This is a genomic window from Clostridium psychrophilum (assembly GCF_018861705.1).
Taxonomy (GTDB): Bacteria; Bacillota; Clostridia; order Clostridiales; family Clostridiaceae; genus Clostridium_AD; species Clostridium_AD psychrophilum.
Window position 1 is genome coordinate 1 of record NZ_JAHLEC010000097.1, and the last position, 12,487, is coordinate 12,487.

11 protein-coding genes and 1 pseudogene are annotated in these 12,487 nt (G+C 29.2%); all 12 read right to left on the bottom strand.

Features of this window, described 5'->3' with window-relative positions; all coding sequences use genetic code 11:
- Positions 1 to 310: 310 nt before the first annotated feature.
- Positions 311 to 1,705, bottom strand: coding sequence for a tetratricopeptide repeat protein (locus tag KPL38_RS20090; protein WP_216290008.1), 1,395 nt, complete (start codon positions 1,703 to 1,705; stop codon positions 311 to 313).
- 26 nt (positions 1,706 to 1,731) lie between these two features.
- Positions 1,732 to 2,304, bottom strand: a complete 573-nt coding sequence (locus KPL38_RS15245; RefSeq protein WP_216290009.1) for a tetratricopeptide repeat protein — start codon at positions 2,302 to 2,304, stop codon at positions 1,732 to 1,734.
- A gap of 2 nt (positions 2,305 to 2,306) precedes the next feature.
- Positions 2,307 to 4,010: an Hsp70 family protein gene (locus KPL38_RS15250; RefSeq protein ID WP_216290010.1), complete on the bottom strand. Its 1,704-nt coding sequence runs from the start codon at positions 4,008 to 4,010 to the stop codon at positions 2,307 to 2,309.
- The gene (locus KPL38_RS19760) at positions 4,007 to 4,624 is read right to left on the bottom strand and encodes a nucleotide exchange factor GrpE (RefSeq protein WP_216290011.1); all 618 of its coding nucleotides are present in this window, start codon (positions 4,622 to 4,624) and stop codon (positions 4,007 to 4,009) included. Before KPL38_RS19760 ends, KPL38_RS15250 begins: the two co-directional genes overlap by 4 nt.
- 128 nt (positions 4,625 to 4,752) lie before the next feature.
- Positions 4,753 to 5,334, bottom strand: coding sequence for a TOTE conflict system archaeo-eukaryotic primase domain-containing protein (locus KPL38_RS15260; RefSeq protein ID WP_216290013.1), 582 nt, complete (start codon positions 5,332 to 5,334; stop codon positions 4,753 to 4,755).
- 313 nt (positions 5,335 to 5,647) lie between these two features.
- Positions 5,648 to 6,610, bottom strand: coding sequence for a DnaA ATPase domain-containing protein (locus KPL38_RS15265; RefSeq protein ID WP_216290014.1), 963 nt, complete (start codon positions 6,608 to 6,610; stop codon positions 5,648 to 5,650).
- A gap of 282 nt (positions 6,611 to 6,892) precedes the next feature.
- Complete coding sequence (locus KPL38_RS15270; protein ID WP_216290015.1) at positions 6,893 to 7,198, bottom strand: nucleotidyltransferase domain-containing protein; 306 nt, start codon at positions 7,196 to 7,198, stop codon at positions 6,893 to 6,895.
- Between the two features lies 1 nt (position 7,199).
- A complete protein-coding gene (locus KPL38_RS15275; protein ID WP_216290016.1) occupies positions 7,200 to 7,601 on the bottom strand; it encodes a nucleotidyltransferase substrate binding protein in 402 nt (133 codons plus the stop codon).
- Positions 7,602 to 7,762: 161 nt separating this feature from the next.
- Positions 7,763 to 10,651, bottom strand: coding sequence for a TOTE conflict system archaeo-eukaryotic primase domain-containing protein (locus KPL38_RS15280; RefSeq protein WP_246577990.1), 2,889 nt, complete (start codon positions 10,649 to 10,651; stop codon positions 7,763 to 7,765).
- Positions 10,652 to 11,104: 453 nt separating this feature from the next.
- Positions 11,105 to 11,335 carry a type II toxin-antitoxin system MqsA family antitoxin gene (locus tag KPL38_RS15285; RefSeq protein ID WP_216290017.1) on the bottom strand — a complete coding sequence of 77 codons (231 nt, stop codon included), beginning with the start codon at positions 11,333 to 11,335 and terminating at the stop codon, positions 11,105 to 11,107.
- Between the two features lie 2 nt (positions 11,336 to 11,337).
- Positions 11,338 to 11,598, bottom strand: coding sequence for a DUF4258 domain-containing protein (locus KPL38_RS15290; RefSeq protein ID WP_376769042.1), 261 nt, complete (start codon positions 11,596 to 11,598; stop codon positions 11,338 to 11,340).
- 218 nt (positions 11,599 to 11,816) lie between these two features.
- A pseudogene (locus KPL38_RS15295) lies at positions 11,817 to 11,978 on the bottom strand (DUF255 domain-containing protein); the annotation flags it as partial.
- Positions 11,979 to 12,487 lie beyond the last annotated feature (509 nt).

A 12,487-nucleotide genomic window follows, 5' to 3' on the forward strand; every position in this document is an offset into this window, starting at 1 on the left:
CCTGAAGATCTATTCGAAGCACAATTAGATATAATTTATGCAGCATAAGTAAATTCAACGATTTAAGTCATAAATACAAATTGGTTCAACTTGTTATTGCAATTGATCTTTTAATAATTCTCCCATGTCCCCCCCCTAATTAGATGTATCGCTCATACTTCGCACATGTTATTTCTACTATATCCATTATCCAAGTTAGAGTATTAGTCATAAAAAACTCCCTAGATTTGATTTATACAAATTTAAGGAGATTCTCGTTCACTATACATTTCATTTACTTATGATGAAAGTTCTAAAACTTACTTTATGATTATTTTCCACAACATTTCTTATATTTCTTGCCACTTCCACAGGGGCAAGGATCATTTCTACCAATCTTAGGTTCTTCTCTTACAATAGGCTCCTGTGGTTCATAATCTCCCCAGTCATCTTCATAATCGCCATCCTCATCATACTCTTCATCTTCATCTTCATCTTCCTCCTCAAAAAATCTTTCTAGTATAGGCCCATATTTAGGCAACTGTTTTTTATATTCATCTTGCATCTTTTTTCTTTCAATGTTACTAGTTAACTTATTAAAGAACTCTGACTCTAAAGCGTATAACTTTGGATAATCCTTTTCTAATTTTTTTATAGAGGTTTTATAATTATCATAATAATCTAAAACTATAGACTTCTGGAAATAAGCCATTGCTTCTTTTTCTTCATCATCGTACATTCCTAACATGTTATTCGTAAGTACCTCAAAAGCAATTATAGCAGCAACCTCATGTTTTATTTTTTTGTTTTTTTCAAGTTTTTGAAATTCATCTGTGTAACTTGTATAGTTCACAATTTCTTTTTCAGTTTTTAATATTTCTTTATCTTCCGGTAAAATCTCTGCTGCCTTCTCTATTAGTTTTCTAGCATCTTCTTCTCTTCCCATTTGCATTAAATAATCTGCGATATGAGACAATGTCCATGCCACATTATCTTTTACTTCATCATTATTTATTGCTAGCTCTGCTAACTTATCTAAAGATTTATGTATTAAAGAAAACATTCCAAAGTTTATATCAATCATAATTAATTTTATATATATTGTTGTACTTGTGTCTATATCCTTAACTATACCCAACGCCTTCTCTAAAACATTTCTGGCATCATGATATTCATTATTTATTACATGGGCTCCACTTAAACCAAGCCACAAGGAAATGTTGTCACTATCAAGTCCTATTGCCCTATCGTATGCTATAATAGCCTTTTTCTGCCACCCTCTATTTAAATAAGCATTAGCCAAATACCCTGCAAAGGCTGCATTCTTTGGTTCAACTGAAGTTAATTCTTCATACACTTTCAGAGCTTTTCCACTATTATTATTTTTTAAATAGGCCTCTCCTAGCAATGCTTTTACTATAAGCATATTTGAGTCCGCTTTCGCCATCTTTTCAAGAATCTTAATTGCTTTGTTTAAGTCCCCTTCTTCAAGATATGTTCTTGCTAAAGAATACTCCTCCTTCATATTAGATCCTAGATTATTTATTGAATCGTACTGCTTCCTTGTTTCTTCGTTACTTAAAGTTTCATAAGCTTCTCTAATTTTCATAAATTCTGCTTCAAATCTGTCTGGTGGATATTTTCTTACAAGCTTAAAATATGCTCTTTTTATATCTTCCTTTGAATCTTTTGAAGTTACCTCTAATATATCATAATAATCTTTCATTTATATCACCTTTTTTCATATATTCTTTAGGATATTTTTAATATTTTTCTCATTAAATAGTTAAAAGTTATTTTTTCTCCTTGTCCATCATTGCTGCTAATTATATATTTTAATGCATCTTGATTTTCCACATCAATAAGCAACGCCTGCTTCCATAATGATACAGCCACTCCCTTTTTACCTAACTTAAACATGCAAAGACCTTTTAAATTTATAAAAGGGATTATGTTACAATTCATATAAGGTTCCTTTTTTAAGAACTTTTCTGACCTTTTAAAATCCCCATCATTTGCACACAAAAGAGCCTTGTTATATAGGTCACAAAGCAATATAAATTCATTTTCCTTAAAACTTTCAATATAATGATATGCTCTGTTTTCCTCTTTTGGATTTAAATAAATACTTTTCTTCCATAAGCCTTCAGCTTTTTTAAAATTTCCTAAAGTATATAAACATAGTCCAAGTAAGTTCAAAGCTTCCCAGTTTTCGTTACTAATATCAAAAGCCTTTTGAAAATTAATTTTTGCAGAGGATAACCTATTTTGATACAAATTCTTTAAGCCTTCCTCTAGGTATATATTTGATAACTTCTCAAGCATTATTACGCCTCCAGCTCATACATCCAATCAGTAAGTTCCTCATCAACTTCCGCCGCTAATTCACTATCGCCCTGAATTATAGCTCTTTTAAGTTTCCTTAATAGGCCATCCATTTCAAGACTGTCTTTATCCTCATTGTTACACATATACTTTTCAACTTTTTTGATAAGTCTACGATATTTTCTTGAGCCTTGAGCTTCGTCCCAAGCATCAACATCTATCTCTTTGTCCATTTCAACTCCAGTAGTCTCAATAGTAATATTTGCATTCTTTCCTGTACTTAAGACAGTTGCTTCCACTTGAAGAATACCATTTACATCATAAGAAAATCTAACTTTAATTCTTTCCTCCCCTGCTCTAGCCTCCGGGATATCAGAAAGTTTAAAATTACCAAGAAAGTTATTCATAGATGCCTTTTTATAATCTCCTTGATATATCATTATATCTACCTCCGTCTGCCCATCTTCTGCTGTATAATACACATGCTCCTTTGCCACAGGTATAGTTGTATTTCTATTTATAAGTATGCTATAACCATCAGGAATAGGCATTCCATTAAAGTCATCTAATATCTCAACTCCAAGGGTATAAGGACAAACGTCTGTAATGAGTATCTCCGTCTGCGCTGAAAGTTCATCACTTAGTATAGCACTTTGAATTGCCGCTCCCATAACTACTGCAAGATCAGGGTCCACAACAGAACTTGTTTGTTTGTTAAATACTCTTTTCAAAAATTTCTTTACTAAAGGTATTCTAGTGGAGCCTCCAACTAAAAGTATTGTATCAATTTCATCTTCCTTTAGCTCGGAATCCTTTAATACTATATCAATTTGTGACTTAGTAGACTCTACAAACACCTCAATCATCCTCTCAAAGTCATCTCTTGTTATTATGCTCTCTATTGCAAGTGGTTCATTTCCTTTGCCTGCAATAAATGGCAATACAATTTTATATTCTTTTAAACTACTTAATTTCACCTTGCAGGTTTCTGCAGCTTCTTTAAGTCTAACCATTGCTTTTATATCCTTAGACAAATCAATATCATATTTTTCATTAAAGTCATTAACCAAATAGTTTATCAGCTTATCATCAAAGTCTTTTCCTCCTAGCTTGTTGTTCCCACTGCTAGCTTTTACTTCAAGAACACCCTCAAACATCTCAAGAAGTGTCACATCCAATGTTCCACCACCCAAATCATAAACCAGTAGGTGTTCATTCTTTTCTAAACATTCAATTCCATAAGTTAGCGCGGCAGCAGTAGGCTCATTTATTATTCTCTCAACTTTAAAACCTGCTAATTTGCCAGCTTCTACTGTAGCTCTTCTTTGCTTTTCAGTAAAATATGCAGGAACTGTTATTACTGCTCTTTCTACTTTTTCTCCTAGGTAATTTTCTGCACATTTTTTCAAGTATCCTAAAATATATGAAGATATTTCTTCTGGTCTATATTCTTTGCCATTCATTTCCACAGCTTTTCCTGAACCCATGAGCCTTTTTACTTCCATTACAGTGCTTTCAGGTCTTATAATTAACTGATCTTTTGCCTCTTTTCCTACAACTAATTCGTTAGCTATAGAGATTCCTACCACTGAAGGGGTAATTAGGTCTCCAGATAAATTTTTTATTACTATTGCCTTTCCATCTTCAAATACTGCGATCTCAGAAGTAGAGGTTCCTAAATCAATTCCTACTATTTTGCTTTTCATTCTTTAAAATCATTCCCTTCATCCTTAGATTTTTTGTTTATCACAATTTCTGCTTTTCTTAAAACGTTTCCTTTATAAATATAACCTTTTTTGACAACCTGTAAAATTACATTTTCAGGCTTATCGGGTTGCCACTCTACTGCTATAGGTTGATGAACGCTCAAATCAAACTCTCCGTCCTCTATACCTATAACTGTAATTGAATTTTGGGCCAACTTTTCCCCTATTTGCTGCGAAACAAGTTTAAACTGATCTTTTAAATTCTCATTGTTGCTTTTTAAAGCATACCCATTTACATAATCAAAAATATCTGAAATACTTATAATTGTGTTAATCATTGATTTTATTTCATTATTTTTTATCTGTGCTTTCTCTCTAAGTTCCTTAACTATACCATAGGTTTCACTATTACTTTCATTGTTTTCTTCAAGTAAATCTAGAATGTCCTCTATACCACTCGCAGACTTATATTGTTCCTTACCAATCCTTTCAAAGGTCTTAGTAAACATATTTAACAAATAATTTAATTCATCATTACTTCCCTCCTTCTCCTTTAAATTAGTATCTAATTCTATAGCTTTATAATTTTTCAATTCTTCTTTAATATCTAACACATTTACACCTCTTAATTTATTTAAACATTATCCCTTCGTGCCTAACATTTATATAAAACTATTCTGACCCAAAATTCATAGGTTAAGCATTCAGATTCCATTTAGGAAATTACAATCTATATATTATATCATGATATATGCTTTTGTAATATTCTCCATACACAAAGTTGCTTTAGCAAATGGAGAATGATTGGTTTATCTTTTGCTTCGCTAAAGCAAAACTCAGAAGTATTAAAATCAATTTCATCTGTTTGCATGGCATAAATGCCTAAAATTTCTATTCCTCGTAGATGTCTGTTAATAGCATCTGCATCTAAATCTGTGTATTTTCTATTTTTACATGCTGAACATTTTATTTGAGGCTTGTCACAGATTCCTTTTACCCATTCATGTATACATACTGGAGAATATCCACTTTTACCTTGTTTATTCTGCCATCGTTTGGCATATACATCTTTTCTACCTTTAAATAATTCCATATATAGTTCTACTTTTTTTTGAAGCGAACTACTATTATTTACTTCTCCTAATTCATACTTTTGAATTGATATATTATCCTTTGTCTCACTTATTGCTTTATATTCATTATCCCAACAAATTTCTTTTGTTTGTAATTCTAATCGTTTTCTAAAATCCACATTTTCTATTTTCAATATATTGTTTTTCTCTAATAGCTTCATGTATTTATGATAAATCTCATTATAGTCCATATTTTTCCTCCTGGAGGAATTATTTAAAATATATTATCATATATATCAAAATTATTTTATTTGAATTATATAGTAATTCTAAAATACTTTCATTTTTATTTACATAATAAAGTGTCGATGCTCCAACCTTAATTTTTAAAATTTGTATCTTTTCTAAAATTATATCTTATTATGGTATTATATATCATGAGGATAATTATAATAAATTAATTATGTTAATGGCTTAAATTATCATTGTATAAAGTTACATACATTCGTGATAAAATTAAGATTCCATATTAAATAGAATTATTTATTTATGAAATTATGACTTCTATATGATACTTAATATTCTCTGTTTATCAATCTTTTTATCAACCATCTTACTATAAGATACTACCTTATTATAAGCACCTATCAGTTCCTTCACATTTGTATCAACATTTTCAGCTATAATTTTTATAGTATCATCAGCTATGAATAAAAGCTCCTCCATGCTTATCCTACTTTTAAGTATTTCAATTTTTGTATTTAAATCTGGTTTTATAAGTTGAAATGCCGCACTAACCTCAAATACAGATTCAAGCTTTTCTCCATTTATTATAATTTCGCGAGATGGTTTTGATGACCCTAATATTATTTGTTTTCCCATAGCCAAAGCTGTATTTAAAATATTCTTAAATTCCTCCTGACTTTGCTCTTTTCCACTTATATTTTGGAGATCATCAAAAATTAGAACATCTGAGCTGCAAAATTTGCTAATAAATAAATCATTTGTGTCATTTGATATACCATTTATCATATTATTAATAAAATTATAAATGGTAATATTGATAACCTTTAGGAATTTACTATTTTCTACTGCATAATTGTTGATAGAATTTAATAAATGTGTTTTACCCATTCCTGCTTCACCATATATGTACAAAAGTTTCATATCCTCACCCGGAGATTTAGCAACTTCCAGAGCACTTTTATATGCCAATTCATTGTTTTTACCTACAACCATATTTTCAAATAAATATTTAGAATTAACTTTACATGGTATAAATTTATTCTTATTTGCAGTATCTATAGAATATATTTCACTTTTATTCTCTAAAATTTTAATTACACTAATTTCAATCTTATATTTTCTACCTGTTACATTTAAAATAGCACTTTTAATGCCCTTCAAATATCTTTTTTTTACTATTGCTTTATGAAATTCAGATGATACTGCTAGCGTAATAGCTACTCCCTCTAATTTAATAACGCAGATAGGTTCTATCCAAGTATTGTATGAAACCTCATTCATTTGTACCTTTAGAACAAGCTTTACTTTTTCCCATTAATTGTACCTATTTGAATCGCTAGTTGCTGTAATCTGTTCACCTGTATAACCCCCGTTGCAACTAACTGTAATAGCATTGATACCTTTCTTAACATGTAATTTCTTTTCTATTCAATTTTAAATTCTCCCCTTTATTTAGATATATAGTTCATACTTCGCACATGTCATTTCTACTATATCCATTATGAGAGTTAAAATGTCAGCTATAAAAAAGCCTCACTAAATATTTCATTTATTTAATTCATCTCATATTCTCTCAAATATAATTTTTCCTTCATCAACTATATGCTTTTTAAGATTGTCATTTGATATAATTTCATAATGAAGTATGTCAAAATAATAAGGTAAAGGCGAAGTTTCATTTAAATAATCATCTAGCTTAAAAATAACCTCACTTGTTATCTGCTCACCAAAAATAGCTATATCAACATCTGAGCCTTTCTTATAATTCCCCATCGATCTACTTCCAAATATAATAGCCTTTTCTATAGTTTCAAATTTTGATATTGCATCTTTAATATATTCAATATCTCTATCTATTAATCCAAACATACTATAATTCCTCCGATAATCGATCATGCATTTTTTTAAGTTCTGGAAAATATAGTTCCACTATTTCTTTTGACATTTTATCAGCTAACATTTCATCATAAGTATGTGTCGTCAGATTCCTGTTTGCTAATGCATCTATCCATACATGGCCATTATCTATTAACCCAATTTGAAAGGCTTGCTTAATTGCTTCTCTTGGGCTCTTTACAACATATCCTTCAACTTCTAAATAATCTTTTAATACCTTCCAGGCTAATTCAAAAGTCATTTCGAAAAATTGAATTATACCTGCTTTTTCTAGTTGTGAAGTTATTTGTTGTTTTGAATATTTTTCCATCAATTTATATGATTTATTAAAATTCTCGAATCTCTGTTTCCATCTAATATCCTTTAAGTTATCCATAAATACACCTCTTATCTATAGTATATATTAATATGCTATATATACAAGTTTAATATTATGCCCAAGGTAACTATTTTAAGTCTCTAAATATAAGTAGCAATTATATAAGATTTATAAAAAAATATTACATCTAAATTTTCTTATCAACTAACTTTTGTACTCTAAAACAGTTTTTGTTGCACTGCAGTTTCAAATTTTCGATTAGCTGTTTTATCCTCAATAGTATCCATTAATTCATTTGCAATATTTAAGCTTGTAAGTCTCATGATATTTTCATCTTCACTTTTGTAACTTAAAAAATCCATATTTCCATACCAAATTGTTTTTTGATCAATTATAATAAATTTTTGATGTATACTGGATTTCAAAATTATATTTATTCCAGTTGTTCTTAAATAGTCATACATATCCTTTAAATCAGTTCCTTCATTTTCTCTAACATCCGTTTCTACAGAAATAAATATGTTAACAGTAATGCCATTTTTTGAAACATTAGCCAAAAGTTCTATGATATTAAAAAATTCCGTTTTAATTAAAAGAAGTTGGCTCACTATAACAACCTCATTTTTTGCTAACAAAATATCGTTACTAAATACGGTTAAAAAATTATCATTATTATATATTGAATTTATTGTCTCCAAAGGTGTGCTATCGGTTTTAGCAGAATAACCTATTTGAGCATAACCACTTAATCTCTTTTGATACATTCTTTCTAATACACCAACATGAACATCGATATAATCATAAATTTGAACCTCATTTTTATTTTCATATAATCTATTAAGCCTACCAGCATATTGTTGCAGCGTTCCCTTCCACGATATAGGCATAGCTAAAAAAAGAGTATCTAATCTCGGTTCATCAAATCCCTCCCCTATAAATTTACCTGTAGCAACTATTACCATACTATCTTCTATCGTTACGCCTGAGAGCTTCTCAATTTGAGATTTCTTTTTCTTTTTTGACATTCCTCCAGTTAATGTAATAACATTAGCTATTTTTTCTTTTAAAGCATCCGATAGTAATTTAACATGTGCAGTTCTTTCAGTTAGAACTATTGGATTTCTTCCCTCTTTAACACAATTAATAACGTCTTGGATAATCATCGCATTTCTTATTTCACTTGTGCTTATTTCAGAATAAATTTTTGTTATTGACCATTCTTTTTCATCTTGTAAAACTGATTTCCTAAAAGACGTAAATCTTGGAATTACATATTGCTCAAAAGGAAGTTTCTTCGTTTGCTTTAGCACGTTCACTTTATATCTAATTGGACCACATTGCATAAATATTATAGGTTGATGTCCATCCTTCCTTATTGGCGTCGCTGTTAATCCATAAACATATTTAGCTACTACACTTTTTAATATCTGTTCGAAGCTAAAAGCTGAAACATGATGGCATTCATCAACTATAATCATCCCATAATCCTTTACTAGTTCTTTAACTTCCCCTTTTCTTACCAAAGATTGCATAGTAGCAACGTCAATAATACCACTTAATATATTTTTACCTGCACCTATTTGTCCTATAATACTAACATTCTTTTTTCTTCCTCTTTTTTTAGTATCATCTATAGGTAAAACTTCATTTATAATTAAAAACTGTTTTAACTTTTCCTTCCATTGTTCTAACAACTGCTGTGTATGTACAATTATAAGTGTGTTTACTTTCCTTTCAGCTATTAATTTTGCTCCAATAACAGTTTTTCCAAAAGCAGTAGTAGCGGACAATACTCCATTGTCATATTTCAACATAGTCTCAACTGCTACTATCTGTTCTTCCCGGAGCTGTCCGTTAAATTCAACACGAATTGGTTTACCTATGTAAGTTTTATCATCCCAACTAAAATTAATTTTATTTTCTGTTAGAAAACTACAAAGGTCATCCTCGCAACCTCTTGGTACACATAAATATTCTACTGTTTCATCTGATAAAGAAATAATTCTTGGTTTATCAAATGTAGATAACCTCATACCCTGTGATTTATAGAATTCAGGATTTTTAAACGCTGACATTCTTTTAATAAAATCTAGTGCTTTATTAGAAAACCCTTCTTTACTTATAAAAATTATATTGGCTATCGTAATTTGAACAATATCTGGGAAATCAGCCTTACTGAATTTATACTTTTCTTTATTTTTTTCCCAAGGCTTTATACCTTCCTCATCCGTATTTTTTAAATCACCAAGTTCATTACCAACACAAAACTCAGAAGTATAAAAATCAATCTCCTCTTTCGTTATTTTGCCTATGTTACTTAGAAAACTCCATTGATCCGTAAAAGGTTCTAAATTCTCATCAATAAAAATACTATTATTGTTTTTTCTAGCACTTTTCTGCATAGGTAATGCTATAAGATTTCCAAGTCCGCCTTTTGGCATAGTATCCTGATTAGGAAATAATCTATCATATGACTTGAATTTGATTTCATGCCTTTGCATCATTGCATAGGTTAGAAGTGATGTCCCAAACTTTCTAGCAGCTAACGCCGTTATTCTTTCCATAAAAAAGAACCATATGTGTGCTCCATTTCCAGATCTTGAACGTTCAACTGCAAAAGGTATCTTTTTTTCATCACATATTTCTCTTAAAACACAAATATCTTTTTCCCACCCATCATCATCAAAATCAATTGCAAGAAAGTAGCAAGTTTCATCTGTCTGCATGGCATAAATACCTAAAATTTCTATTCCTCGTAGATGTCTATTAATAGCATCTGCATCTAAATCAGTGTATATTCTATTCTTACATGCTGAACATTTTATTTGAGGTTTATCACAAATTCCTTTTACCCATTCATTTGCACATACTGGCGAATATCCACTTTTGCCTTGTTTGTTCTGCCAACGTTTAGCATGTACATCTTTTCTACCTTTAAATAATGTCATATATAATATGACTTTTTCTTGAGGCAAGCTACTATTACTTACTTCACTAAGCTTATCCTTTTGAATTGATATATCATTCTTTATCTCAACTATAGCTTTATATTCATTATCAATACACATTTCTTTTGTTTGTAATTCTAATCGTTTTCTGAAATCCATATTTTCTATTCTAATATCTGATTTTCCTCTAATAGCTTCAAGTATTTATTATAAAGCTCATTATAATCCATATTTTTATTCCTCCTAGAGAAACTATTCCAAATCTATTATTATATATATAAAAATTATTTACATAAGAGATTAAAATTTCTTTATTTACAGAGTAAAGTATCACTGCTCCAACTTTAACTTTTAAAATTTATATCTCATCTAAAATTATATACTATTAAAGTATTATATATCATGAAGATAATTATAATAAATTGATTATATTAATTTATAAAATTAAAATTTTCATTATATAAATTTACATACTTATAGGATAAAATTATAAAAATTTAAAACAGCTAATCAGAGTGAATATTTCACCTTAATTAGCTGTTAAAATTTTTTCTATTTCATTTTCAATTTCTATGTCTTTATTTAAGCAATCATTCACTAAAAAGTTAACTTCTAAGCTGCTATTTCAGAATAATTAATTACAAATATTTCTGCTTTATTCTTTTTTGTATCTTCAATTATCTTTTCAAGCTTTAATGCTACATCATTTTCTAAATAATACTCACCACATTGTTTACAAATATTTGCTGGCACTCCTTTAATTATAATTATATGTCCATCAAAGTCTACAATATGATTAACAATACCTTTAATTAAATCAGATTTACATAAAATACAATTCATCCTTATTGCCTCCTTGTTTTTAAATCTTCATGCCATTGATCTTTATCAGGATAATAAGTTGTTATCATCCATACATAATTTTGTCCTACTGCACATACTACATGAACTCCACTATGAGTATCAGTAAATCCTAAAATTAAACAACTTGGAAAGGGATAATCACTTTCATAGTATTCTATTATTTCACCATTATTTATACAATCAATTACTTCCTTAATTTTAATTTCTGTTTGTTGCATTCTTATAAGAATATGACCACGCAATTGAATTTTATCATTCTTAATTCTTGTATCTTTTCTATACTAAAATCCATATTGTTTTAGCTCCTTTATATATAATTATAATATATCACATCTTTTAAAAAAATCTCCACAATATGTATAAGTTTTACTTACTTTAAATATAAAATGTTAGAACGTGGAATTAATGCGCAATATCTTTTATGAACATGACACCAATGACAAGTAGAATATCCTATTTAAAGGAAAATTGGTTTGTCTTCTGATTTAGCTTTTTCAAAGGCTTCCTCTCCCCACGGATTCCAATTTACTGGATTATATGCATGTTGCAGAAGGTATGGATACTTTTCATTAATTAGTTTATTTGGCTTTCTATTTTGTTTAATAGTACCTAGTTTAGTCATAGCTACAGCAACTCCTTTAAAATATGTATTAACAATATTATGCCCTAGGACAGCTATTTTAAGTACATAAAAATAAAGAAGTAACATAACCTTATTACTTCTTAAAAATACCTTAAATTTATATAGAGGTTGTTACGCTATATATGAAAGATGAGAAATAACTTCTTACTACTTAATTCGTAACTTATAATTATTATGAAATGTTTTGTAATTTCTATTACTATAAATTACTTTATCAATCTTGTTTTTTTAAGAACGCTAAGTCATAAAAATATGTCCCTACAGAAAGTCCTAAGGAGGAACCCACTCCACTTAGAAAATCTATTTTGTGTTTAAATACATAATTAGAGATAAAAATCAAAGAATAAAATGAAACAAAAGAAACGATAGTTTTAAACGTAAGCGTCAAATAGCCCACACCTTAACGTAAGGTATGAGCTATGATATTATTTCTTTAGCGGCTTTCTGCAGCTATTCGGTAAATCCTTGGACCATGGAAGAAGCACATC